General features: G+C 67.5%; 23 protein-coding genes. 9 read left to right on the forward strand and 14 right to left on the reverse strand.

What is annotated here, in order from left to right; all coding sequences use genetic code 11:
- Positions 1–35: 35 nt before the first annotated feature.
- Together TSB10GB4_RS08445 and TSB10GB4_RS08450 are read left to right on the forward strand one after the other, a co-directional pair.
- The gene (locus TSB10GB4_RS08445) at positions 36–929 is read left to right on the forward strand and encodes a MurR/RpiR family transcriptional regulator (RefSeq protein WP_186395380.1); all 894 of its coding nucleotides are present in this window, start codon (positions 36–38) and stop codon (positions 927–929) included.
- A gap of 192 nt (positions 930–1121) precedes the next feature.
- Entirely contained in the window at positions 1122–2339 is a 1218-nt protein-coding gene (locus TSB10GB4_RS08450) for a cyclopropane-fatty-acyl-phospholipid synthase family protein (protein ID WP_186395381.1), read from the forward strand.
- Here TSB10GB4_RS08450 and TSB10GB4_RS08455 read toward each other — a convergent pair.
- Positions 2336–3049: a GntR family transcriptional regulator gene (locus TSB10GB4_RS08455; RefSeq protein WP_186395382.1), complete on the reverse strand. Its 714-nt coding sequence runs from the start codon at positions 3047–3049 to the stop codon at positions 2336–2338. The two genes, TSB10GB4_RS08450 and TSB10GB4_RS08455, sit on opposite strands and share 4 nt — an antisense overlap.
- Positions 3050–3305: 256 nt before the next feature.
- Between TSB10GB4_RS08455 and TSB10GB4_RS08460 the strand changes: the two genes are divergently transcribed.
- The 6 genes from TSB10GB4_RS08460 (at position 3306) to TSB10GB4_RS08485 (ending at position 9173) form a co-directional block, all read left to right on the forward strand.
- Positions 3306–4394 carry an ABC transporter ATP-binding protein gene (locus tag TSB10GB4_RS08460; RefSeq protein ID WP_186395383.1) on the forward strand — a complete coding sequence of 363 codons (1089 nt, stop codon included), beginning with the start codon at positions 3306–3308 and terminating at the stop codon, positions 4392–4394.
- Between the two features lie 38 nt (positions 4395–4432).
- Positions 4433–5737 (forward strand): PotD/PotF family extracellular solute-binding protein, encoded by a 1305-nt coding sequence (locus tag TSB10GB4_RS08465; RefSeq protein ID WP_186395384.1) that lies wholly within the window; start codon positions 4433–4435, stop codon positions 5735–5737.
- Between the two features lie 117 nt (positions 5738–5854).
- Positions 5855–6748 carry an ABC transporter permease gene (locus tag TSB10GB4_RS08470; protein ID WP_186388953.1) on the forward strand — a complete coding sequence of 298 codons (894 nt, stop codon included), beginning with the start codon at positions 5855–5857 and terminating at the stop codon, positions 6746–6748.
- Position 6749: 1 nt separating this feature from the next.
- The gene (locus tag TSB10GB4_RS08475) at positions 6750–7577 is read left to right on the forward strand and encodes an ABC transporter permease (RefSeq protein ID WP_186395385.1); all 828 of its coding nucleotides are present in this window, start codon (positions 6750–6752) and stop codon (positions 7575–7577) included.
- Positions 7578–7590: 13 nt separating this feature from the next.
- Positions 7591–8337, forward strand: coding sequence for an aspartate/glutamate racemase family protein (locus tag TSB10GB4_RS08480; RefSeq protein WP_186395386.1), 747 nt, complete (start codon positions 7591–7593; stop codon positions 8335–8337).
- Positions 8334–9173, forward strand: a complete 840-nt coding sequence (locus TSB10GB4_RS08485) for a GNAT family N-acetyltransferase (protein WP_186395387.1) — start codon at positions 8334–8336, stop codon at positions 9171–9173. Before TSB10GB4_RS08480 ends, TSB10GB4_RS08485 begins: the two co-directional genes overlap by 4 nt.
- An 11-nt stretch (positions 9174–9184) precedes the next feature.
- Here the strand turns inward: TSB10GB4_RS08485 and TSB10GB4_RS08490 are convergent, their stop codons facing one another.
- From TSB10GB4_RS08490 to TSB10GB4_RS08530, 9 genes are all read right to left on the reverse strand, one after another.
- Positions 9185–9973 carry a hydroxypyruvate isomerase family protein gene (locus TSB10GB4_RS08490; RefSeq protein ID WP_208984593.1) on the reverse strand — a complete coding sequence of 263 codons (789 nt, stop codon included), beginning with the start codon at positions 9971–9973 and terminating at the stop codon, positions 9185–9187.
- Positions 9974–9979: 6 nt separating this feature from the next.
- Complete coding sequence (locus TSB10GB4_RS08495) at positions 9980–10630, reverse strand: aldolase (protein WP_186395388.1); 651 nt, start codon at positions 10628–10630, stop codon at positions 9980–9982.
- Complete coding sequence (otnK, locus tag TSB10GB4_RS08500) at positions 10627–11889, reverse strand: 3-oxo-tetronate kinase (RefSeq protein ID WP_186395468.1); 1263 nt, start codon at positions 11887–11889, stop codon at positions 10627–10629. The genes TSB10GB4_RS08495 and otnK overlap by 4 nt, the downstream gene beginning before the upstream one ends.
- A gap of 2 nt (positions 11890–11891) precedes the next feature.
- Positions 11892–12836, reverse strand: coding sequence for an L-threonate dehydrogenase (gene ltnD / locus TSB10GB4_RS08505; RefSeq protein WP_186395389.1), 945 nt, complete (start codon positions 12834–12836; stop codon positions 11892–11894).
- Positions 12833–13816, reverse strand: coding sequence for a D-erythronate dehydrogenase (gene denD, locus TSB10GB4_RS08510; protein WP_186395390.1), 984 nt, complete (start codon positions 13814–13816; stop codon positions 12833–12835). Before denD ends, ltnD begins: the two co-directional genes overlap by 4 nt.
- 90 nt (positions 13817–13906) lie before the next feature.
- Positions 13907–14656 carry a glucose 1-dehydrogenase gene (locus TSB10GB4_RS08515; RefSeq protein ID WP_186395391.1) on the reverse strand — a complete coding sequence of 250 codons (750 nt, stop codon included), beginning with the start codon at positions 14654–14656 and terminating at the stop codon, positions 13907–13909.
- A 31-nt stretch (positions 14657–14687) separates the two neighbouring features.
- On the reverse strand, positions 14688–15965 hold the full coding sequence (locus tag TSB10GB4_RS08520; RefSeq protein ID WP_186395392.1) for a TRAP transporter large permease: 1278 nt from the start codon (positions 15963–15965) through the stop codon (positions 14688–14690).
- Positions 15962–16480: a TRAP transporter small permease gene (locus TSB10GB4_RS08525; RefSeq protein ID WP_186395393.1), complete on the reverse strand. Its 519-nt coding sequence runs from the start codon at positions 16478–16480 to the stop codon at positions 15962–15964. The genes TSB10GB4_RS08520 and TSB10GB4_RS08525 overlap by 4 nt, the downstream gene beginning before the upstream one ends.
- A gap of 171 nt (positions 16481–16651) precedes the next feature.
- Positions 16652–17635 (reverse strand): TRAP transporter substrate-binding protein, encoded by a 984-nt coding sequence (locus TSB10GB4_RS08530; RefSeq protein WP_186388623.1) that lies wholly within the window; start codon positions 17633–17635, stop codon positions 16652–16654.
- Between the two features lie 195 nt (positions 17636–17830).
- Between TSB10GB4_RS08530 and TSB10GB4_RS08535 the strand changes: the two genes are divergently transcribed.
- Positions 17831–18601: a FadR/GntR family transcriptional regulator gene (locus TSB10GB4_RS08535; protein WP_186388622.1), complete on the forward strand. Its 771-nt coding sequence runs from the start codon at positions 17831–17833 to the stop codon at positions 18599–18601.
- A 79-nt stretch (positions 18602–18680) separates the two neighbouring features.
- Here TSB10GB4_RS08535 and TSB10GB4_RS08540 read toward each other — a convergent pair whose 3' ends face one another.
- The 4 genes from TSB10GB4_RS08540 to TSB10GB4_RS08555 all read right to left on the reverse strand — a co-directional run bounded on the left by TSB10GB4_RS08540 (position 18681) and on the right by TSB10GB4_RS08555 (position 23022).
- Positions 18681–20138, reverse strand: coding sequence for an aldehyde dehydrogenase family protein (locus TSB10GB4_RS08540; RefSeq protein ID WP_186395394.1), 1458 nt, complete (start codon positions 20136–20138; stop codon positions 18681–18683).
- A 77-nt stretch (positions 20139–20215) separates the two neighbouring features.
- Positions 20216–21277: a tartrate dehydrogenase gene (locus tag TSB10GB4_RS08545; protein WP_186395395.1), complete on the reverse strand. Its 1062-nt coding sequence runs from the start codon at positions 21275–21277 to the stop codon at positions 20216–20218.
- Between the two features lie 91 nt (positions 21278–21368).
- The gene (locus TSB10GB4_RS08550; RefSeq protein ID WP_186395396.1) at positions 21369–22103 is read right to left on the reverse strand and encodes a transcriptional regulator NanR; all 735 of its coding nucleotides are present in this window, start codon (positions 22101–22103) and stop codon (positions 21369–21371) included.
- 91 nt (positions 22104–22194) lie between these two features.
- Positions 22195–23022: a phosphogluconate dehydrogenase C-terminal domain-containing protein gene (locus TSB10GB4_RS08555; RefSeq protein ID WP_305849839.1), complete on the reverse strand. Its 828-nt coding sequence runs from the start codon at positions 23020–23022 to the stop codon at positions 22195–22197.
- Between the last annotated feature and the right edge of the window lie 116 nt (positions 23023–23138).

Raw genomic sequence — 23138 nt, forward strand, 5'->3', positions numbered from 1 at the left:
CTGCAAATGTTATTTTTCTGTCATGAGAGGTCACCATGCGGGAAGGTTTCGCCAGCTATCCGACCGTCAGCTTCCAGGAACTGGCGGAGAAGATCGAAGCCGCCCTGCCCGGCCTGCCGACGCAGGAGGCCCGGCTTGCCCAGTTCATGCTGCTGAACCTGGACACGCTCGGGCTGGAGACCGGCCGGACCCTTGCTGCCAAAGTGGGAGTGAGCGAGGTGACGGTGGGGCGGCTGCTGCGGCGGCTGGGCTGCGACGGCATGCGCGGCCTCAAGGCGATGATGCGGGAACAGTATTCCCTGTCACCCGGCCACGGGCGACAGGCGGGGGCCGTCGCGCCGCCCCTCGGCGACCGGCTCGAGCGGGTTCTGAAGGCGGAGGTCGAGGCACTGCACAGCGTCTTTCAGCAGGCCGGCGGCCCGGCCTTCCGCACGCTGGTCGACCTGCTGGCGGGCTCGGCCGCCATCCATGTCACCGGCTTCCAGTCGGTGCGGGGCATCGCGGAAGATTTCTCAAGGCGCTTGGCCATCGCCCGCCCGGCAGTGCGCTACCTCTCCGCCCATGACGGCATGCTGGCCGAATGGCTGCCGGAGAGCGGTACCGCGCCGGACCGGGTGCCGGGCGCCACCTGCCTGCTGCTGGTCGATGTGGTGCCCTATGCGAGGGAGTCCCAGGATCTTGCGCGCATCGCCCGTGCGCAGGGGCGGCGCTGCGCCGTGGTCACCGATGAATACTGCCACTGGGCCAAGGATCTCGCCGATGCCGTGATCCATGCCCCCTCGCGCAGCGGCCTCTACCTGGAATCGACGGTCGGCGTCATCTCGGCGCTGAACCTGATCGTCGACGCGGTGGCCGAACGGCAGGACGACGGCGGCGCCGCCCGAATCCACCAGTGGAAGCTGCTTGCCCGCGACATGCGGCTGTTCTAGCGGGGCGAAGATCGGAATCCGAAGCGCCTGCACAACCGGCACAGGCCGGGCGCGCGCGTCGCAACCGGTTCGGACAAAACGGAAAGCCGTGGTATCGTCCTCGGTCGGCGGGCTTTGTTCCGCCGCTCGCCTGTGCATGCAAGCCGCCTCCCCGGCAGCCCGCCTGACCTCACATGAGCGCCAAGCCCGTCCATGATCTTTCTCCGTCTCCTTCGCTCCATTGTCCGCCGCGGCAGTCTCAGGGTCGTCGACATGGCCGGCCGCTCCCATCTTCTGGGCGACGGCTCGCCCCCGGTCGCGACCGTTCGGCTGTCGACCGAGGCCTCCGACTGGAAGCTGGTCCGCAACCCGGTGCTCGGCCTCGGCGAGGCCTATATGGATGGTAGCCTCACGGTCGACGACGGGCGGCTCTACGAGGTGCTGGACCTTCTTGCCCGCAACTATGGCAAGGAGGCCGGTCATCCCTGGATGTCCTTGCTGGAGCGGGTCACCGCCAGGCTGAAACAGTCCAACCCGCTGGGCCGGGCGCAGAGCAATGTCGCCCATCACTACGATCTGTCGCCCGCCCTCTACGACCTCTTCCTCGATAGCGACCGGCAGTATTCCTGCGCCTATTTCCGCTCCCCTGACGACACGCTGGAGGAGGCGCAACTCAACAAGAAGCGACATATCGCGGCGAAGCTGATGCTTGACCGGCCAGGTCTCAAGGTGCTGGACATCGGCTCGGGGTGGGGCGGCATGGCGCTTTACCTTGCCGAAGCCTATGGCGCCGAAGTGACCGGGGTGACGTTGAGCGAGGAACAGTTCGCCCATTCCCAGGCGCGCGCCGCCGCGTCGCCGGCAGGGGAACGCGTGTCGTTCCACCTCAGGGACTACCGCGAGCAGCAGGGGCCGTTCGACCGCATCGTCTCGGTCGGCATGTTCGAGCATGTCGGCAAGCGGCACTACCTGGAATATTTCACGAAGCTGCGCGAGTTGCTTGCCCCGGACGGGGTCGCGCTGATCCACGCGATCGGCTATTCGGACGTGCCCGCCCCGATCAACCCCTTCATCCGCAAGTACATTTTCCCCGGCGCCGATCTGCCTTCGATGTCGGAAGTGTTCGCGGCGGTGGAGAAGACGGGGCTCTTTGCCACCGATGTCGAGATCCTGCGGCTGCACTATGCCGAAACGCTGCGCCACTGGCGCGAACGCTTCCTCGCCCACCGCGAGGAGGTGCTGAAGATCTACGACGCGCGCTTCCTGCGGATGTGGGAGTTCTATCTGGCGCTGTGCGAGGTCGGCTTCCGGCAGCGCACCAACATGGTGTTCCAGTTGCAACTGACAAAGCGGATCGACACGGTGCCAATCACCCGCGACTACATGGCCGAGGCGGAGCGCGCGGCCGAGGCGCGCGAGGCGAAACGTTAGAAGCCGAGCGCATCCTTGAGCGCCGGAGCGCGGCCCTGCGGCGCAAGGTCGAGATCGGCCTCGATATGGTCGATATGCTCGCCAACCAGCCGTACGAGCCGATCCGCTTCACGGGCAGCCAGCGCCTCCAGAATGCCGCGATGCTCCGCATGGGCGCAACTGGAGGCATCCGAGCGACCATAGAGTGCGATGACCAGCGAGGAGCGCGCGACCAGTTCCTCCATGAAGCGGTGGAGGATGGCGTTCCCCGCGACTTCGGCCAGCAACAGGTGGAAGTCTCCTGACGCCTTGATCTCCGCCTGGCGGGCCGCCGGGCCGGGAGCGGCGATCTGGCTCGCCTCCTCGGCAATCAGTGCGGCAAAGCGCTCCAGCGCGGCGGCATTGATGCGCGCGCAAGCCTCGCGGGCAATGCCCGGTTCGATCAGCCGGCGGGAGGCAAAGATCTGGCGCGCCTCGTCGGGCGAGGGATTGGCGACGAAGGCGCCGCGGTTGCGCTCGCTGCGCACGAGCCCCTCGAAAGCGAGCATCTGCAACGCCGCGCGCACGACGGTGCGGCTGACATCGAACAGAGCGCCGACCTCGGCCTCCGACAGCTTGGTACCGGGCGCCAGCTTGCGGCCGACAATGGCCAGCCGCAGCCGGTCGCGGATGGCGCCGGCACGGTCGTCGGAAAGCTGGCCGCCGGGGGCGGCGTGGTCGTGAACAGTCATCTCATCTGATTCCCCGCAACCCTTTTAGCGCGTTTCCGCCGCCTCGCACAGGGAGCGCATACGACCCTCACCAAGATTGCATACAATCTTTTCATGTTTTGCCGACAATCGCACAGAATCTGTGCAGCGCGGCAAGATGGCGCTCCGCACCTCACAGCCAGCCTCGCAGAACCATTTGAAAAACCGTTGAAAAGCTCGGAGTTCCGCGACTGGCACGCATGATGCATCGCAGCAGCCACGCCAGAGGGGAACGCGCATGAGCAAGGCTGCCGCCATCGACATTGCCTCCGTCACCAAGGTCTACGGGTCGACCACGGCCGTGCATGCGATCAGCCTGAAGATCCCGGCCGGCAGCTATTGCTGCCTGCTCGGTCCATCGGGCTGCGGCAAGAGCACGACGCTGCGGATGATCGCCGGCCACGAGAGCATTTCGGACGGCGACGTGCGGCTCGGCAACCAGGTGGTCACCGACCTGCCGCCGGCACGCCGCGGCACCTCGATGATGTTCCAGTCCTATGCGCTGTTCCCGCATCTCGATGTCACGGACAATGTCGCCTTCAGCCTGAAGATGAAGGGCGTCGGCAAGCAGGAGCGGCGGCGGCGGGCGCTGGACATGCTCGAACTGGTGCATATGGAGCCCTATGCCGCGCGCCGGCCGGCCCAGCTTTCGGGTGGCCAGCAGCAGCGCGTGGCGCTCGCCCGCGCGCTGATCACCGATCCGCAGGCCCTGCTGCTCGACGAGCCGCTATCGGCGCTCGATCCCTTCCTGAAGGTCAAGATGCGGGCCGAGTTGAAGCGGCTGCAGGCCTCGCTCGGCATCACCTTCGTGCATGTCACCCACTCCCAGGAGGAGGCGATGGCGCTCGCCGACCTGATCGTGGTGATGAATGCCGGGAGGATCGAACAGGCGGCGGCGCCGCGCACCGTGTTCGAGCAGCCCGCCAATGCCTTCGTCGCCCGCTTCATGGGCGATCACAACGTCATCACCGGCCGCCTTTCGAGCCGCGACGAGCGCGGCGTGACCATCGCCCCGGCCGGTGGCGGGCTGTTTGCCGCCGACGGCACGCCGCCGGACGCGAATGAGGCCATCGACATTGCCGTGCGCACCGACCGGGTGCGGATCGGCCCGGCTAGCGCGCCCGGCCTCGGCTTCACCGGTGTGGTGCAGAACATCGAATATCGCGGCTCGTCGGTGAAGCTCACCGTCGCCGGAGCCGGAGTGGACGACTTCACAGCAATCGTCAGCGACGCCGATTTCTTCGCCGCGCCCGTCAAGGTCGGCGATGCGGCGCCGCTCGCGTGGAACCGGGAGGACGCCATCGTCCTCGGCCGCCTCGCTTCCTGAAAATCCAAGGCCGACCATCAAAAGAGAGGGGAACTGAAATGACGACGACACCGACCACCAAGACCGCCACCGGCGCGAGCGGCCTGTCCCGCCGCTCACTGCTGAAGACGGGTGCGGCTGCCGCCGGCCTTGTCGCCGGCAGCGGGGCCATCACCGGCTTCCCGACCATCTGGGCGCAGAACCCGATCACCCTGCGCCAGTTCGGCACCGGCGTGTCGAACCTCAACGCCATCGCCGAGAAGTGCAAGGAAGACCTCGGCATCACGCTGGAAATGACGGCAACCGATTCCGACGCTGCCGCCCAGCGCGCCGTCACCCAGCCGGACAGCTACGACATCGCCGATATCGAATACTGGATCGCCAAGAAGGTGTTCCCGGCCGGTGTGATGCAGCCGATGGAGGTCTCCCGGCTGAAATACTACGACAAGATCGTGCCGCTGTTCATCGACGGCAAGCTGACGCCGGACAGCGTCATCGCGCAAGGAACGGCGCCGCACACCGTCGGCTTCGTCGAGGGCAAGGACTCCACCACCTTCGCCAGCGGCCCGACCGACTGGCTGACCATGGTGCCGACGATCTACAACGCCGACACGCTGGGCATCCGTCCGGACCTCGTCGGTCGCGAGATCACCACCTGGGCCGACATCATGGACCCGGCCTTCAAGGGCAAGACCTCGATCCTCAACATCCCCTCCATCGGCATCATGGACGCGGCCATGATCATGGAGGCACTGGGCGAGGTCCAGTATGCCGACAAGGGCAACATGACCAAGGAGGAGATCGACAAGACCATCGAGTTCCTGATCAAGGCCAAGAAGGATGGCCAGTTCCGCGCCTTCTGGAAGTCCTTCGACGAGAGCGTCAACCTGATGGCCTCGGGCGAGGTGGTGATCCAGTCGATGTGGTCGCCGGCGGTGGCCGCCGTGCGCTCGCGTGGCATTCCCTGCGTCTACCAGCCGCTGAAGGAAGGCTACCGCGCCTGGGGCGGCGGCATCGGCCTCGCCAAGCACCTGTCGGGCGCCAAGCTCGATGCGGCGTACGAGTATATCGACTGGTACCTCTCGGGCTGGGTCGGCGCCTATCTCAACCGCCAGGGCTACTACTCCGCCGCCATGGAGACGGCGAAGGAATACATGTCCGAGGACGAGTGGGGCTTCTGGGTCGAGGGCAAGCCGGCGGCGGGCGACATCCTGTCGCCGGACGGCAGGGTGATGGAAAAGGCCGGTGCCGTGCGCGACGGCGGCTCCTTCAACGAGCGCATGGGCAAGGTCGCCTGCTGGAACTCGGTCATGGACGAGGACCGCTACATGGTCCGCCGCTGGAACGAGTTCATCGCCGCCTGAGGATGATCTCACCGCTCTCCCGGGACGACCACCGTCCCGGGAGAGCGGCTTCCCGCATCCTGAAACCCCGCACGGAGCCGAGGCATGACCGCCGCCGCCAATCCGCCTGCCCTCCCGATGAGCGAACCGGACGGGACGCTGCCCGCCCGCCGTCTCGCCCGCTTCGGCAGGTCCGCCGCCGCCTATCTGCAGGCAGCGCCGCTGGCGCTCATCCTCGGCGCCTTCCTGCTGGCGCCACTGGCGATGATCGTCGCGGTGAGCTTCTGGGACTACGACTTCGCCCGGCTCTATCCCGACTTCGTGCTCACCAATTACATCGAAACGCTGGGCTCGGCGGTGACCTGGCGAACCTATCTCAACACGTTCAAATATGCGGTGATCGTCTGGGTGCTGACTCTCGTCATCGGCTTCTGGGTCGCCTATTTCCTCGCCTTCCACGTGCGCAGCCAGACCATGCAGATGGTGCTGTTCCTGGTCTGCACCGTGCCGTTCCTGACCTCCAACATCATCCGCATGATCTCGTGGATCCCGGTGCTCGGACGCAACGGGCTGGTCAACACGGCGCTCGTCGACCTCGGCATCGTGCCGGCCCCGGTGGAATGGCTGCTCTATTCCGATTTCGCCGTGGTGCTGGCCATGGTGCATCTCTACACACTGTTCATGGTGACGCCGATCTTCAACACGTTGATGCGCATCGACCGCGCGCTGGTGGAGGCGGCGCGCGATGCCGGCGCCTCCAGCCTGCAGGTGCTGACCAACGTGATCCTGCCGCTGGCCAAGCCCGGGATGGCGATCGGCACGATCTTCGTGGTGACGCTGGTGATGGCCGACTTCATCACCGTCCAGGTGATGTCGGGCGGGCAGAGCGCCTCTGTCGCCCTGATGATGCGCAACCAGATGTCCTTGCTGCAATATCCGGCCGCCGCCGCCAACGCGGTGGTGCTGCTGGCCATCGTCCTGCTGCTCGTCGCCGCGATCCTGCGCGTCGTCGACATCCGCAAGGAGCTGTGAGATGGGCGAGACTCGCGGCCTCGAATTCTGGATCCTGGCGCTGTTCTTCGCGCTGTTCGTGGTGTTCCTTTACGGACCGCTGTCGGCCATCGTCATCCTGTCCTTCCAGGGACCGGATGGCGGGCTGACCTTCCCGCTCAACGGCACCTCGCTGCACTGGTTCCGCAACCTGACGGAGCGCCAGGCGGTCGGCGATTTCGGCGGCAGCTTCCGCCGCTCGCTGACGCTGGGCGTCGGCGTCATGCTGGTCACCGTCGTGGTGTCGCTGCTGGCGGGCCTCGCCTTCCGCCGCCGCTTCCTCGGCGCGACGCCGCTGTTCTACCTGTCGGTCGCGAGCCTCGTGGTGCCCTCGATCATCGTCTCGCTCGGCATCGGCGTGATGTTCCAGCAGGTGGGCCTGCGCCCGGCCTGGTACAGCTCCGCCTTCGGCGCCCACCTGACCTGGACCCTACCCTTCGGCGTGCTGATCATGTTCGCCGTGTTCAACCGCTTCTCGCCCGCCTACGAGGAGGCCGCCCGCGACCTTGGCGCCAGCGCCTGGCAGACCTTCCTGCATGTGCTGCTGCCGATGATCGCGCCGATGCTGATCGGCGTCGGCCTGTTCGGCTTCACCCTGTCCTATGACGAGTTCGCGCGCTCGCTGATGACGTCGGGCACCTACAACACCCTGCCGCTGGAGATCTACGGCATGACCACCAATGTCACGACGCCGGTGCTCTATGCGCTCGGCACCGTGACGACGCTGTTCTCCTTCCTCGTCATCGTGGCAACGCTCGGCGCCATCGTCTGGCTCGGCCGCCGCCGCGCCCGCGGCCAGGGCACCGCGTGACGGACCGCAGACAATGGACCTCCTGATCGTCAATCCGAACAGCACCGCCTCGATGACCCGCACCATCGAGGCCGCAGCCAAGGCCGTTGCGGGGCCCGGCACGCGGATCGTCGCCGCGACCTCGCAGGCAGGGCCCGCCTCCATCGAAGGCTATTACGACGAGGCGCTGTCGGTGCCGGGGTTGCTCGCCGAAATCCGCGAGGGCGAACGGGCCGGCGCGAGGGCGGCGGTGATCGCCTGTTTCGACGATACCGGGTTAGATGCGGCACGGGCGATGGCCCGCATTCCCGTGCTCGGCATCTGCGAGGCGGCGCTGTCGCTCGCCGCCTTCGTCGCCCGCCGCTTCACCGTGGTGACGACGGCGGAGGCCGCGCGCGTGCCGGTCGAGGATCTGGTCGCGCGCTACGGCATGACGGGCCGGGCGAAGGTGCGCGCTGCCGGCATGTCGGTGCTGTCGCTGGAGGATCCGGCCTCCGGATCCGGCGAACTGCTGCGAGTTGAGATCCGGGCGGCACTCGCCTGCGACCACGCGGAGGCGATCGTGCTCGGCTGCGCCGGCATGGCCGACCTCGCCCGCCGGCTCTCGGACGAGTTCGGCGTGCCCGTGATCGACGGGGTGAGCGCCGCGGTGAAACAGGCGGAGGCGCTTGCCGCGCTCGACCTGTTCACCTCCAAGCGCGGCGCCTATGCTGCCCCCTCGCCCAAGCGCTACAGCGGCGCCATGGCCTCTTTCGCTCCGATGCCGGCAGGGACCAAATGACCGAACCGACACTGCGCACGCTTGCCCTTGATGAACTTCCGCTCCTGATCGACTGGGCCGCCGGCGAAGGCTGGAATCCCGGCCTCGACGACGCCCCGGCCTTCCATGCCGCCGATCCCGGCGGCTTTCTCGGCCTCTTTGTCGACGGCGAGATGGCGGCGGGCATTTCCGCTGTCGCCTATGGGCCGGGCTTCGGCTTCATCGGCCTCTACATCTGCCGGCCGGACCTGCGCGGCAAGGGGCTCGGGCGCCAGGTCTGGGACGCCGGCATGGCACGGCTCGGCGAGCGTTGCATCGGCCTCGACGGCGTGCCGGCGCAGGAAGACAATTACCGCCGCATGGGCTTTGCCGTCGCCTATCGCACCTTGCGCTTTTCGGGACACGCACCCCAGGCGACCCCACCGGCCGGCACCCGCATCGTCTCAGGTGATCCCGGCGGCGCCGGCCTTGCCGCCTATGATGCCGCCATCTTCCCGGCGCCGCGAGAGGCCTTCCTGTCTGCCTGGATCTCGTCTCCGCGTATCACGCGCATGGCCCTGCGGGACGGGCGCATCGTCGGCTACGGCACCGCGCGAAAATGCCTTCAGGGGTGGAAGGTCGGGCCGCTCTTCGCCGACACGCTGGCGGAGGGAACAGCCCTCCTTGCCGCCCTCGGTGAGGCGACGGGCGGCGAGGAGCTGCATCTCGACGTACCCGACACGGGGCACGGCTTCGGGACCTGGCTGGAGCAGGCCGGCTTCGCGCAAGGCTTCGCCACCGCGCGCATGTACCGCAACGGTGTACCGGGGGGCGACCCGGCTCGCGTACTAGCAACGACGACGCTGGAGCTCGGCTGAGGCGTGGGACCTCAGGCGCCCGCGAAAGCCTTCATCCAGCCGAGACCCTCACTGGTCGTACCGCGCGGCCGGTATTCCGCGCCGAAATGGCCCCGATAGCCGGCATCGCGCAGGGCCGGCAGCAGCCAGTCATAGTCGACCTCGCCGCGGCCCGGCTCGCCCCGGTCCGGCACGGCGGCAAACTGGATATGGCCGATCAGGTCGATCCAGCGCTCGGCCTGGCGCAGCAGGTCGCCGCGCATGATCTGCATGTGATAGCAGTCGTACATGATGCGGATGCCCTCGCCGCCGCACTGCGAAATGATCGAAGCGGCGCTCTCGCAGTCCGACAGGAAGTAGCCCGGCACGTCGCGGGTGTTGATCGGCTCCAGCAGCAGGCTCACGCCCCTGGGGGCGGCGAGATCGCGGAAGCGGCGAAGATTGGCGACAAAGGTGCAGCGCGCGGCCTCCCCGTCCGCCTTTCCGGCCATGACATGGATGTTGCCTGCGCCGATGGCCACCGCATAGTCGAGCGCCTGCGTGAAGGCGGCGAGCGCCTCGTCCTCGCGCCCGGCAAGGGCGGCGAGCCCGAACTCGCCCTTCGCCACATCGCCGCGCACCGTGTTGAGCCCGAGCACCGGCAAGCCGGTCTGCTCAAGGGCGGCGGCAAGCTCGGCCGCCGGCACGTCGTAGGGCCAGTGCAGCTCGACCGCGCCGAAGCCGGCGGCGGCCGCCGCATGCACCGCCTGGGGCAGCGCGAGATCGGTCCACAGGAAGCCGAGATTGGCCGAAAGCGGCAGGGAGGTCTTGTTCACGGTCATCGCGCCTCAGTCCCATTCCACATCGAAGTGATCGACTATCGAGCGGATCTCGCCTTCGCTCAGGAGGCGCGGGTTCATCCCGCGCAGCAAGAGGGCGAGACGGGCCGTCTCCTCAAGCTCCTCCATGGCGTAGACGGCCGCCTCCAGGTCCTTGGCCGCCACCACCGGGCCGTGATTGGCCAGCAGCACGGCGCTGCGGCGGCCGGCAAGCCCACGGATCGCCTCGCCCATGGCGGCATCGCCCGGACGGAAGAAGGGCAGCAGCTTCACCTTGCCGAGCCGCATGATCGAATAGGGCGTGAGCGGCGGCAGCACATTGTCCGGATCGACCTCCGGCAGCATCGACAGGGCGACCGAATGGCTGGAATGCAGGTGAACGATGGCGCCGGCCCTGGCGCCGCGCGTCTCGTAAAAGGCCGAATGCAGCGGCATTTCCTTGGTCGGAGCGTCGCCGTCGACATGCTGCCCCCCCGCATCGAAGCGCGACAGGCGGCCAGGGTCGAGACGGCCGAGCGAGGTGCCGGTGGGCGTGACCAGCAAGCCGCCGTCGGAGAGGCGCAGCGAGATGTTTCCCGAGGCGCCGCCGGTCAGACCGCGGTCGAACAGAGAGCGGGCGAGCGTGCACAGAAGCTCGCGTTGCCGTGCTTCCTCGCTCATGCCGCGCCCTTTTCGGACAGGATCGCCAGCGCGCGCTCGAAGAAGTCCTCGCCGCCGAAATTGCCGGACTTCAGCGCCAGCGCCAACTCGGCCCCTTCGACGCGCAAGGCCGGCACGCCCGGATCGATCTCCGGCCCGATGCGCAGCGCCTCGCAGCCAAGGCCGCGCACCACCGCGCCCGAGGTCTCGCCGCCGGCAGACACGATGCGGCCGATGCCGGAGCGGGCGAGCTCGCCAGCAAGATCGGCGAACAGGGTTTCGATGGTACCTGCCAGCGTCTCCGTTCCGTAGACGCCCTGGGCGCGCCGCACCTCGTCAGGATCGGCCGAGGAATAGACCAGCGGCGCGGCGTCCCGGTTCTCCAGCACGAACGCGCGCAGGGTCGCGACGGTGGTCTTGCCGGACATGACATCATCGGCGGTGACTTCCAGCGCAGGATGGTTCGCCTTGTAGCGCGCCACCTGGGCGCGGGTCGCGCGCGAGCAGGAGCCCGACAGCACGACGCCCGGCCCGTCGACCCCGGCAAAGCTGTCGCTGCCGCCGGCAAGCTCTCCCGCACGACGGAAGTTCTCCGGCAGGCCGAGCGCAACGCCGGAGCCGCCGGTGATCAGCACCAACCCTTCCGCCGCCGCGCCGATGGCGTGAAGATCCGCATCCGTAATCGCATCGACGACCACCGGGCCGGCACCGGCCGCCAGCTCGCGGGCAAGACCCCTGGCTATGCCTTCCGCCCCCTTGGCGACATCGGCATGGGCGACATGGCCGACCTTGCGCGGCGTCTGCAGGGCTAGCCAGCGGCGGATGTCCGGATCGGTCATCGGCGTCAGCGGGTGATCCTGCATGCCGGACTCGCTGAGCAGCCGGTCGCCGACGAAAAGGTGCCCCTGGTAGAGCGTGCGGCCCGTACCGGGAAAGGCCGGGCAGACGATGGCGGTCTTCGCCCCGAGCCGGTCCATCAGCGCATCGATGACCGGGCCGATATTGCCTTGCGGCGTCGAATCGAAGGTCGAGCAGTATTTGAAGAAGATCTGCCGGCAGCCCTGCGCCAGCAGCCAGTCGAGCGCCGCCAGCGACTGTTCGACCGCCTCGGCAACCGGCACGCTGCGGATCTTCAGCGCGACGACGCCGGCCTCGACGCCCGGCGCGGCCGGACCTTCCGGCAGGCCGCAATACTGGGTCACCGCCATGCCGCCCTTGACGAGCGTGTTAGCCAGATCCGAGGAGCCGGTGAAATCGTCGCCGATGCAGCCGAGCAGCATGGTCAATCCTTGTCCCTGGAGGCTCCACCCGATGCCGGAACGCCCGGCAGGGCGATGTTGCCCTCACGGGCATAGATCTTGGCGACCGCCACGTCGCCCTCGCGGCCGAGACCGGCATCGTGCGCGGCCCGGAAGCGGGCGAGCGCCGTTTCCGTCAGCGGCACGGAGAGCCCGCCGGCGGAGGCCGCCTCGGCGACGATGCCGAGATCCTTGACGAAGATATCGACGGCCGAATGCGGGCGATAGTCGCCGCCCGCGATGAACGGCCCGCGGTTCTCGAACATCCAGGACGAGCCGGCGCAGCGGGAGATCACCTCCACCATGCGTGCCACCTCGATGCCCTGGCCGACGCCGAAGGTGAGCGCCTCGGCGGTGGCAGCGATGTGGACGCCGGCAAGCAACTGGTTGACCACCTTCATCGCCGAACCGGGGCCGGCGCGGTCGCCGAGCTCGAACACCGTCTCGGCCATCGCATCGAGCGCGGGCCGGGCCGCCGCCAAGGCCGCCGCGGTGCCGGAGGCCATGATCGACAGGCGCCCCTCGGCGGCGCGGACCGCACCGCCGGAGATCGGCGCGTCGAGATAGAGCAGGCCGGTTTCGGCCAGCTTCGCCTCGAAACGCACGGCGTGTTCAGGGGCGAAGGTTGCGCAGGAGACGACGACGGTGCCGGGGCGAAGATGCGGCGCGATGCCGTCCTCGCCGAAGAGCACGGCCTCGGTCTGGGCCGCATTGACGACGACGAGCACGACCGCCGAGGCGTTGCGTAGCGCTGCGTCGCGAGCCGCGCGATCGGAAGCGATGCGCCCGCCATCCGCCTCGAAGGCGGCCATGGCAGCCGGCTCCCGGTCGATGCCGGTGACGGCAAGGCCAGCGCGCAGCAGCGAGCGCGCCATGCCGAGCCCCATGGCGCCGAGGCCGATGACGACGATGGGACCGGTTTTGCTCATGACGCCGCTCCCGCGTCATCCTCAAGATAGGCGATGATGATCGCTTCGATAGAGGCATCGCCCGCAAAGCCGAGATCGCGCGCGCGGCGCGTGTCGAAGGCCTTCGGCCAGGTGGAGATGATCGCCTCGATGGCGGGATCGGGCTGGTGACGGATCAGCGCGACCGCCGCATCGCCCGCCACCTTGCGCAGCGCCTCGATCTGCTCGCCGACGGTCACCGAAACGCCGGGCAGCGTGATGTTGCGACGCCCGCCCATGGCGGCACTGTCGAGATCGCCGGCATGGACGAGATAGCCAACGGCCGCGCGCGGGCTGGCCAGCCAGTGGCGCACGTCGGTGCCGACCGGCAGCACGGCTTCCTTGCCGGCGAGCGGCTCGCGCAGGATGGAGGAGAAGAAGCCGGAGGCCGCCGCATTGGGCTTGCCCGGCCGGACGACGATGGTCGGCAGGCGCAGGCCGATGCCGTCGAAGAAGCCGCGGCGGCTGTAGTCGGCAAGCAGCAATTCGCCGATGGCTTTCTGCGTGCCGTAGCTCGACAGCGGGGTAACGACGTAGTCGTCGCCGATGACATCGGGCAGCGGAATGCCGAACACCGCCAGCGACGAGGTGAACACGACGCGAGGGCAATAGCCCGAACGCCCATGCTCGGCGCGAATCGCCTCGAACAGGTTGCGGGTGCCGTCGAGATTGATCCGGTAGCCCTTGTCGAAATCGCGCTCCGCCTCGCCGGAAACGATCGCGGCGAGATGGTAGATGACGTCGGGACGGGAGGCGACGAGACGCTCCGCCTCGCCGGGCGCGCTGAGGTCGCCGGTCTCGATCGCAACCGGGATGCCGCACTCCGGCGCGCGGGTCGGGACGACATCGAAAAGCGTCATCTGCGAGAGGGCGCCACCGGCGAGGGCTCCTCGCGCGGCCAGCGCCCCGGCCAGCCCCTGGCCGAGCATGCCGCCACCACCGATGATGAGGCAGGTCGTCATTGTCACTCTCTCCTTGCGGGCGGCAGGGCCGGACGCGACATCCGGCGCCGCACCCGATGCGGGCCGCGCCGGATGTCTTTCATGGGTGCATCAGATGCAGCGACCGCCGTCGACTTCGAGCAGCACGCCGGTGATGAATTCCGCCTCGTCGGAGGCGAGGAAGCCACAGGCCTTGGCAATGTCGAGCGGGCGAGACAGGCGGCCGAGCGGAATGCCGGCGATGATCTTCGCCCGCGTCTCCGGCGTGTCCTCGCCCGGCAGGAACTGGTCGGTCAGACCGGTCTCGCCCATCACCGGGTTGATGCCGCAGACGCGGATCTTGCGGTCGGCGAGTTCCACGGCCATGGAGCGCGTGATGGCGATCGCCGCACCCTTGGTGCCGTTGTACCAGGTCAGGCCGGGACGCGGACGCACGCCGGCGGTCGAGGCGATGTTGATGATGACGCCGCCGCCGTTCTTCTCCAGCACCGGCACCGCGTGGATCGCCGCGTGGTAGAGCGACTTGACGTTGACCGCATAGACCTTGTCGAAGGTGGCCTCGTCGACCAGCAGCATCGACTGGTTCTTGTGGGTGGTGCCGGCATTGTTGACGAGGATGTCGAGCTTGCCGAAAGCGTCGAGCGCCGCCTGCACCATCGCCTTGGTGGACTCGCCGCTGGTGACGTCGGCGGTGCAGGCAACGGCGGCGGCGCCGATGTCGCTTGCGACCTTCTGCGCCGCGTCGCCGCGGATGTCGGCGACGACGACCTTGGCGCCCTGCTCGGCGAAGTAATGGGCAATGCCCTCGCCATAGCCGCCGCCGGCGCCGGTGACGATGGCCACCTTGTCCTTCAGTTTCATTGCAGTCTCCCGAAAAGAGGCAGCGCCATCGCTACCTGTAGAACAGCTCGACAAGGCCGAGCGAAATGAACGGCACGTAGGTCACCAGCAGCACGCAGCCCATCACCACCAGCACCATCGGCACCAGGGCCGGAATGATCTTCTGGATGGAGATCTTCGCCACCGCGCAGGCGGCGAAGAGATTGACGCCGACCGGCGGCGTAAACATGCCGAGCGCCAGATTGACCACGATGATCAGGCCGAAATGCACCGGATCGACGCCATAGGCGATGGCAATCGGCGCGAGCAGCGGCGCCAGCACCAGGATGGCCGCGGACGTCTCGACGAACATGCCGACGATGAACAGGAAGACATTGACGGCGATCAGGAAGCTGACGCGGTCGGTGAACACCTGCTGCACCCACTCAGCGATGATCGCCGGAAGGCCAGAGCGGGTGACGAGGAAGGAAAAGAGGCCGGCGCCGGCGATGATCACCATGATCACCGCGCTGGAGATCACCGAGGTGCGCAGCGCCGCGTGGATCTTGGCAAGGCTCAGCGAGCGGTAGACGAAGAGGCCGACGAACAGCGCATAGACCACGGCGATGGAGGAGGCCTCGGTCGGCGTGAAGATGCCGCCATAGATGCCGCCGAGCACGATCACCGGCATCAGCAGGGCCCAGAGCGCATGGACCAAAGCGCCAAAAAACGGCTTACGCCCGTCGCCGTCCATCTTTCCGTAGCCCTTCACCCGGCACAGGATGATCAGGTAGACGAAGAGCGCGCTGGCCACCAGGATGCCGGGGCCGATGCCGGCCAGGAAGAGCTGGCCGATCGAGGTCTCCGTGGCAACGCCGTAGAGGATGAGCGGGATCGACGGCGGGATCAGCACGCCGAGCTCGGCCGAAGAGGCCTGGATCGCGGCGGCAGTGCCGACCGGATAGCCGTGCCGGACCATGGCTGGAATCAGAATCACGCCGATCGCGAAGGTCGTGGCGACCGAGGAGCCGGAAACCGAGGCGAAGATCATGCAGGTGACGACGCAGGTGCAGGCCAGCCCGCCCTGGATGCCGCCGACCATCGATTTCGCCAGTTCCACCAGTCGCTCGGAGATGCCGGCCGCCGCCATCAGATTGCCGGACAGGATGAACAGCGGCACGGCGAGCAGCGGGAACGAGTCGAGGCTGGCGAAGATCCGCTGCACGGCGAGCAGCAGCGGCACAGTCGAGAAGAACTGGATACCGAAGGCGCTGGCAAGGACCAGCGACACGCCGATCGGAACGGCGACGGCAAAGAGGATCAGCAGCGAGAAGGCAAGGGCCGCGTTCATACCTGGCCCTCCACGTCCTTGAGCTCGCCGGAGCGGGCATCATCCTGACCGGTGAAGCTGACGATGGTGCGCGCGATGACACCAGGGACGGCGAGCGCCGCGCCGACCGGCAGCGCCGCATAAACCCAGGCGATGCTGACATCAAGGCCGGCGAGGTTCTGCCGCTGCACCCTGAACGCCATGGCCGTGCCGTACCAGATCAGCAGGGCGAGGAAGATCAGCGACGCGGCGGCAATCACGATGGTGAGCACCTGGCGAAGCGGCTTCGGCCCGACATCCATCAGAAAATCGACGGCGATCATCGCGCCCTGGCGGAACGCGGCGGCGAGACCGAGGAAGACCATCCACATCATCGCGGAGCGGGCGGCGACTTCCGACCACGCGGAAGGATGCCCGAACACGAAGCGCGTCACGACCTGGTAGAAGGTGAGAGCGACGATCACCGCCAGGGCGACGATGGACAGCTCAAGAGCGACGCGGGTCACCCGGCGCTCGGCAGCGAAGAACCATTGCATGATCGAACTCCTGCCGGAGAACCGCTGGCGGCCGCGACGGCGGCGCCACCTGCGGCCGACCGGGGAACGCCATCAGGGGCGACCGCTCGCGGCCGCCCCAGGGACGCCGGTCGCGAGACGACCGTGACCAGTCGCCTCGCGGTGCCCGGCGGGCGGGGCCTTGGGAGGGCCTTACTGCTGGGCGGCCTGGATGCGCTTCAGCATCTCGTCGCCATACTTCGCCTTGAAGCTGTCATAGGCCGGGGCGACGGCCTGCTGGAAGGCAGCCTGATCGACCGTCTCCACCACGTTCATGCCGTTCTGGCGCAGCAGGGCGACGCCGTTGGCCTCGTCGGCCTCAACCTTGGCGCGGGTCGCCTCGACGGCCACCTTGGCGGCCTCCTCGAACCAGCCCTTTTCCTCGTCGGACAATCCGTCCCACAGGCTCGGCGAGGCGAGGATGATGGCCGGCGAATAGACGTGGCCGGTCAGGGTCAGGTTGCTCTGCACCTCCCAGAACTTCGAGGCGGTGATCACCGGGATCGGGTTCTCCTGGCCGTCGATGACGTTCTGCTGCAGGGCGGCGAAGACCTCCGGGAAGGCCATCGGCGTCGGCGAGGCGCCGGCCGCCCGGAAGGCTTCCATATGCACCGGGTTCTCCATGGTGCGAATCTTCAGGCCCTGCAGGTCGGCGGGCGTGTTGATCGGGCGGCTGGAGTTGGTCACGTGGCGGAAGCCGTTCTCCGACCAGGCAAGGGCGACAAGGTTGTTCTCGCTGACCTTGTCGAGCAGTTCCTGACCGATCTCGCCGTCGAGCACGCCGCGTGCCGAGGCATAGTCCTTGAAGAGGAAGGGCAGGTCGAGCACCAGCGCTTCCGGCACGAAATTGCCGAGCGGGCCGGTCGAGGAAATGGTCAGTTCGACCGAGCCGATCTGCAAGCCCTCGATCACGTCACGCTCGCCGCCGAGTGCGCCGGCGGCCTGCTCGCGGATCTCATACTTGCCGCCGCTGAGCTCGGACAGCTTCTTGCCGAACGCCTGGACGCCCATGCTGTAGTGGGAATTCTGCGCCGTGGAATGCGCGAAGTTCAGAACGGTCTGCGCCGTGGCGGCACCCCCCATCGCCATCGAAAGGGCGAGCGTGGACACGACAGTCAAGCTGCGGAAACGAAACATAGCGATATCCTCCCTGGTGTCTCCTGCACCGGTCGCGAAGTTTGGCGGCGATCGATCATCCAGTCAACACGTTTTACAACTTAACTCTAACTGGTATGATGATCACCCGCAAGCTGGGGCCTGGCAATTGCCGCAATAAAGCGTCGGCGCCCGGCGATATTGACCGGACGGCAGGATTGACCAATAAGTCGAGACATGGACAAGGCCGCACCGACATCGCGGTCGGGGGAGTTCACCTTCGCCGACCTCCAGCAGAGCAAGGCCGATCGGCTGGCCGACCGGGTCTATGAGAACCTGTTCCATGCCATCGTCACCGGCATGATCGCGGCAGGCACCAAGCTGCCGCCGGAGAACGTGCTTGCCGGAGAGTTCGACGTGTCGCGCCCCGTCCTGCGCGAGGCGCTGGACAAGCTGCGCGAGGACGGGCTGATCTCCTCGGTGCGCGGCTCGGGCAACTATGTGCAGAACGCCCTCGGCGCCAGCCCCGAGCGCGCCACCGGCGACGACGACCGCGACGCGCTGGAGCGTATCGGCGACATGCTGAACGGCATCGAACTGCGCCTGATCGTCGAGCCGCAAGCGGCCTATCTCGCCGCCAAGCGGCGCGGGCCGGCGGATATCGAGCGGCTGCGCGAGGCGCTCGATCGCTTCTCCGAGGCAATGCACACCAACGCGATCATGCACTATCACGACTATGCGTTCCACGAGGCGGTGGCCATCGCCACCTGCAATCCGCGCATCGTCAAGACGCTGAAATCGCTGGAATATGACGTCACCCGCTCAGTGACCCTGATGCGCTTTCTGGTGAAGTTCCAGCCGCTGGTGCGCGCCGAGGCGGTGCAGGCAGAGCACGAGGACATCTTCCGCCATATCGAGGCGGGCGCGGCGACCAAGGCCAAGCGCGCGATGCGCAATCATATCGAACACGCCCGCACGCGAATGATGAACAGCCGCCCCGGATTCTGACCCCTCATCGCTCTCGGCCAAACGAAACGGGCGGCACCCGAAGGCCCCGCCCGTCCGATCTTGTTGCGATATCCGCGGCTCAGCCGTGCTTCAACACCACGGTCTTGATCGTGGTGAAGCTGATCATGCCCTCGAAGGCCTTCTCGCGGCCGTAGCCGGAGCGCTTCATGCCGCCGAAGGGCAGTTCGATGCCGCCGCCGGCGCCGTAATTGTTGACGAAGACCTGGCCCGCCTCGATGGCATGGGCGCAGCGCATCTGCCGGCCGCCATCCTGGGTCCAGACCGAGGCGGTGAGCCCGTAGGGCGTGCCGTTGGCGAGGCGGATCGCCTCGGCCTCGTCATCGAAGGGAAAGGCCGCCAGCACGGGACCGAAGATCTCGTCGCAGGCGAGGCGGCTGTCGGGCGCCGCACCGTCCAGCAGCATCGGCGGGAAGTAGTAACCGCTTTCGGGCGCGTCGGGTTTCACCTGCCCCTTGGCAACGACCTGTGCGCCGTCGGCGAGCGCCGCCTCGACCAGTTCGGTGACCCGGCGCAACTGGCGGGCGCTGACGATGGGACCGCAGTCTGGATCGTCGATGCCGGGACCGACCTTCAGCGCGGCAAAGCGCTCGGCGAGCCGCGCCATCACCTCCGGATAGATCGAGCGCTCGATGAGCACGCGGCTGCCGGCCGCGCAAGTCTGGCCGGCATTCTGCACGATGGCGTTGACGACGACCGGCAGCGCCGCGTCGAGATCCGCATCGGCAAAGAGGATCTGCGGCGACTTTCCGCCGAGCTCCAGCGTTACCGGCACGTGGTTTTCCGCCGCCGCCTTCGCAACGGCGGTGCCCGTCTGGGGCGAGCCGGTGAAGGAGATGTGGTTGATCCCCGGATGACCGGCGAGCGCTGCACCCGCCTCCATGCCGAGGCCGCAGACGATGTTGAGCGCCCCGGCCGGAAGGCCCGCCTCCAGCGCCAGTTCGGCAAGGCGCAGCGGCGTCAGGCAGGCATCCTCGGCCGGCTTGACGACGCAGGCATTGCCGGCCGCCAGGGCGCCGCCGACCGAGCGGCCGAAGATCTGCGAGGGATAGTTCCACGGGATGATGTGGCCGGTGACGCCATGGGGCACCCGCAGCGCCAGAACGGTCATGCCCTTGGAATAGGGGATCGTCTCACCATGGTGCTTGTCGGCGGCCGAGCCGTAATATTCGAAATAGCGGGCGGTCGCGGCGATGTCGTTGCGCGCCTGGGTCAGCGGCTTGCCGGTATCGAGGCATTCCAGCTCGGCGAGCTCCTCGGCATGATCGAGGATCAGCGCGGAAAAGCGCATCAGGATGCGGCCGCGCTCCAGAGCGCTCTTGGCGCCCCATTCGCCCTCGAAAGCAGCGCGCGCCGCTTCCACGGCCCGGTCAACCTCGGCCGCGCCGCCGCGCGGCAGGCGGGCGAACACCCGGCCGTCGGCCGGGTCGACGACGTCGATGCCGCCCTTGTCCGCGCGGTCGACGACCTTGCCGTCGATGATGTGGCCGAAGGCCGTGATGGATGTCCTGTCGAGCATCGTACTTGCTCCTGAAAGTGGCTGAAACCGGGGAAAGGACCAGCCGACAACACGCACCGGCTGGTTCTGCCAAAGGATCAGGCGAGCGCCTCGGCGATGGCCTTGCCGGCCTCGATCGTGCCGGCGCTGCCGCCGAGATCGCGGGTGCGCGGACCACCCTGCGACAGCACCGTCTCGATCGCGGTCTCGATGGCGCGGGCGGCCTCCAGCTCGCCGAGATGCTCCAGCATCATGGCGCCGGCCCAGATCTGGCCGATGGGATTGGCAATGCCCTGGCCGGCAATGTCGGGGGCAGACCCGTGCACCGGCTCGAACATCGAGGGATTGGCGCGGGTCGGGTCGATATTGCCGGACGGTGCGATGCCGATGCTGCCCGCGACCGCGGGACCGAGATCGGAGAGGATGTCGCCAAACAGGTTGGAGCCGACGACCACGTCGAACCAGTCCGGATGGTTGACGAAGTGCGCGGTCAGGATGTCGATGTGGAACTTGTTCGCCGCAACATCGGGATAGTCGGCCGAAATCGCCGCGAAGCGCTCGTCCCAATAGGGCATGGCGATCTTGATGCCGTTCGACTTGGTGGCCAGCGAGACCTTGTTGCGGCGGGTGCGCGCCAGTTCGAACGCATAGCGCAGGATCCGGTCGGTGGCGCGGCGGGAGAACACCGATTCCTGAATCACCAGCTCTTCCGGCGTGCCCTGATAGAGAATACCGCCGGCGGAGGAATACTCGCCTTCCGAATTCTCGCGGACGATGACGAAGTCGATATCCTTGGCATCGCGGCCGGCGAGCGGCGAGGTGATGCCCTTGAGCAGGCGGGCCGGCCGCAGCGCGACATAGAGGTTGAGCTCGCGGCGCAGGCGCAGGATCAGGTCCCAGGTGGAGATGTGGTCCGGCACGGTGGGCCAGCCGACCGCTCCGAGGAAGATCGCATCGGCGCCGCGCACCTGGTCGACGCCGTCTTCCGGCATCATCCGCCCATGGCGGGCATAGTAGTCGCAGTTCCAGTCGTAGTCTTTCCAGTCGACCGTGAACCCGAAGCGCCGCGCGGCCGCCTCCACCAGCCGCTGGCCCTCGGGCACGACCTCCTTGCCGATGCCGTCGCCCGCAATCACCGCGATATCGTAATTCCTGCCCATGGAGCACCTCCCGAGACGTCTTTAATTCCGGCGGCGACCATGCGGCAAAGCGCCAGATGAGTCAATTGAGTTTACAACTATACAAAACGTCTCAGGCATCCTCGCGGTGCTGATAGAGAAGATCGCTGCGGTCGAGATGGATGCCCATGGCGGCGGCGGCGCCCTCCTGGTCGCCGGTGGCGAGCCGGTCGACAATCACCGCGTGCTCGGCCAGGGTCTTGGTCTCGCCGCCGGACCACAGCAGCAGCTCCGAATGATAGTTGAACAGCCAACTGAGCATGGCATCGCCGACGGCGGCGAAGATCGGGTTGCCCGACAGCGAGGCGATCTTGCGGTGGAAGGCGATATCGGCGGCGATGAAGGCCTCGGCATCGCCCAGTGCCTCGCGCTGGCGGTCGACGAGCCGGCGCAACTCGGCGATATCGTTCGCCGTGGCATTGGCCGCGGCAAGACGCACCATGCCCATTTCGAAAAAGCGGCGCGCCTGCTTCAGGTGCTCCAGATTGTCCGGCGAGGCCGACAGCATCAGGCGGGCCACCCCGTCGATCTGCCGGATCACCGTGTCGGCGGTGAGCGCGCTGACCCGGGCCCGCTCGCCGTGGGAGATGCTGATCAGGCCCATCGTGTCGAGCGATTGCAGCGCCTCGCGCACCGCCGGCCGGCCGACGCCGAAGCGCTCCATCAGATCGCGTTCGGACGGCATCAGCTCGCCGGGCAGCACCTCGCGGCGGGTGATCATCTCCAACAGCCGTTCCAGCACCTGGTCCGACAGCTTCCGCCTGACGATCTTGTCGCCCTCGTCCGTTTTCGTGCCGCGCTTGCGCATTCCAGCTCCCTCGCCCAGGCCATCCACCTCCTATAGCAATGCTGGAGTGCGGCTGCCTATATGGCAGCCGCAAACGTCGTCCCGAACGCCGTCAGGTGATGGCGCGGATGCTCGCCGCGATCTCCTGCGGCTCGAAGACGCCGCGCCAGTCGTCGCGCATCAGCCGCGGCTTGCCGTTGGCGATGGCCTTGTTGCAGGCATCGGAGAACGCGCCCTGCACCTCGCCCATGACGACGGCACCGAGGATGTTGAGATGGCCCAGCAGGAAGTCGCGGGCCGCGACCGGATCGACGCCGCGCGCAACGACCTCGTCCATCGCTTCCTTCATGACCACGAGCAGCGTGGCGCAGACCGTCTCCGACAGGCCCGGCTCGAGCAGCGCCATCTGCTCCACCGTGACCCGGTGCGAGCGCAGGATCGGGCCGTAGATGGTGCGGGCGATCTCCTCGCCGACCGCGTAGTGCTCCTCCGGTCCCTGCATCAGGGCGCTGACGATGGCCTGCTTGGCGGCGACGCCGCCGAAATAGTCGCGCTTGGCGGCCATCTCGGTCTCGTCGTTGAAGATCGGCGGATGGCAGGGATGCGAGACGAAATAGGTGACGTCCGCGCGCTCCGGGAAGTGGCCGGCAAAGGGCGCGGCCGCATCGAGCGCCATCACCAGCGTGCCGGGATTGAGCTTCGGCACGACGGTTGCCGCGACCGCCTGGATCGCCGTGTCCGGCACGGCGAGGATGACGGCGCCGGCCCCGGCAAGGGCCGCGTCCATGTCGACGCATTCGACGCCGAGGACCTCGCGCAGGCGGGCGCGCCCCGCCTCGCCGATTTCCACATGCGCGACCTCATAGCGCGAGCCCTTGAGGTTGGTGGCAAGACGCACGCCCATCTTTCCGCCGGCGCCAAGCAAAGCAATCTTCATCAGTCGACCTCCTGTTTGGCCGGGATCAAACCCGTCAAACATCATGTTGTCAACTGGTATGATGAGATGATATCGAACCTGCCACCGAATGCCGGCATGTGGCAGGGATGCGAGAGAGG

Source organism: Stappia sp. TSB10GB4 (genome assembly GCF_900185745.1).
In the GTDB taxonomy this organism is placed as follows: domain Bacteria; phylum Pseudomonadota; class Alphaproteobacteria; order Rhizobiales; family Stappiaceae; genus Stappia.

Bases quoted from the DNA above. Each gene is read 5' to 3' on its own strand.
- TSB10GB4_RS08515 (WP_186395391.1), bottom strand. From the start codon at position 14,656: ATGAAACTGAAGGACAAGGTGGCCATCGTCACCGGCGCCGGCGGCGGC.
- TSB10GB4_RS08540 (WP_186395394.1), bottom strand. From the start codon at position 20,138: ATGCTCGACAGGACATCCATCACGGCCTTCGGCCACATCATCGACGGC.
- denD (WP_186395390.1), bottom strand. From the start codon at position 13,816: ATGACGACCTGCCTCATCATCGGTGGTGGCGGCATGCTCGGCCAGGGG.
- TSB10GB4_RS08450 (WP_186395381.1), top strand. From the start codon at position 1,122: ATGATCTTTCTCCGTCTCCTTCGCTCCATTGTCCGCCGCGGCAGTCTC.
- TSB10GB4_RS08535 (WP_186388622.1), top strand. From the start codon at position 17,831: ATGGACAAGGCCGCACCGACATCGCGGTCGGGGGAGTTCACCTTCGCC.
- TSB10GB4_RS08475 (WP_186395385.1), top strand. From the start codon at position 6,750: ATGGGCGAGACTCGCGGCCTCGAATTCTGGATCCTGGCGCTGTTCTTC.
- TSB10GB4_RS08520 (WP_186395392.1), bottom strand. From the start codon at position 15,965: ATGAACGCGGCCCTTGCCTTCTCGCTGCTGATCCTCTTTGCCGTCGCC.
- TSB10GB4_RS08485 (WP_186395387.1), top strand. From the start codon at position 8,334: ATGACCGAACCGACACTGCGCACGCTTGCCCTTGATGAACTTCCGCTC.
- TSB10GB4_RS08495 (WP_186395388.1), bottom strand. From the start codon at position 10,630: ATGAGCGAGGAAGCACGGCAACGCGAGCTTCTGTGCACGCTCGCCCGC.
- TSB10GB4_RS08525 (WP_186395393.1), bottom strand. From the start codon at position 16,480: ATGCAATGGTTCTTCGCTGCCGAGCGCCGGGTGACCCGCGTCGCTCTT.
- TSB10GB4_RS08465 (WP_186395384.1), top strand. From the start codon at position 4,433: ATGACGACGACACCGACCACCAAGACCGCCACCGGCGCGAGCGGCCTG.
- TSB10GB4_RS08445 (WP_186395380.1), top strand. From the start codon at position 36: ATGCGGGAAGGTTTCGCCAGCTATCCGACCGTCAGCTTCCAGGAACTG.
- ltnD (WP_186395389.1), bottom strand. From the start codon at position 12,836: ATGAGCAAAACCGGTCCCATCGTCGTCATCGGCCTCGGCGCCATGGGG.
- TSB10GB4_RS08455 (WP_186395382.1), bottom strand. From the start codon at position 3,049: ATGACTGTTCACGACCACGCCGCCCCCGGCGGCCAGCTTTCCGACGAC.
- TSB10GB4_RS08460 (WP_186395383.1), top strand. From the start codon at position 3,306: ATGAGCAAGGCTGCCGCCATCGACATTGCCTCCGTCACCAAGGTCTAC.
- TSB10GB4_RS08550 (WP_186395396.1), bottom strand. From the start codon at position 22,103: ATGCGCAAGCGCGGCACGAAAACGGACGAGGGCGACAAGATCGTCAGG.
- TSB10GB4_RS08480 (WP_186395386.1), top strand. From the start codon at position 7,591: ATGGACCTCCTGATCGTCAATCCGAACAGCACCGCCTCGATGACCCGC.
- TSB10GB4_RS08545 (WP_186395395.1), bottom strand. From the start codon at position 21,277: ATGGGCAGGAATTACGATATCGCGGTGATTGCGGGCGACGGCATCGGC.
- TSB10GB4_RS08470 (WP_186388953.1), top strand. From the start codon at position 5,855: ATGAGCGAACCGGACGGGACGCTGCCCGCCCGCCGTCTCGCCCGCTTC.
- otnK (WP_186395468.1), bottom strand. From the start codon at position 11,889: ATGCTGCTCGGCTGCATCGGCGACGATTTCACCGGCTCCTCGGATCTG.
- TSB10GB4_RS08530 (WP_186388623.1), bottom strand. From the start codon at position 17,635: ATGTTTCGTTTCCGCAGCTTGACTGTCGTGTCCACGCTCGCCCTTTCG.
- TSB10GB4_RS08490 (WP_208984593.1), bottom strand. From the start codon at position 9,973: ATGACCGTGAACAAGACCTCCCTGCCGCTTTCGGCCAATCTCGGCTTC.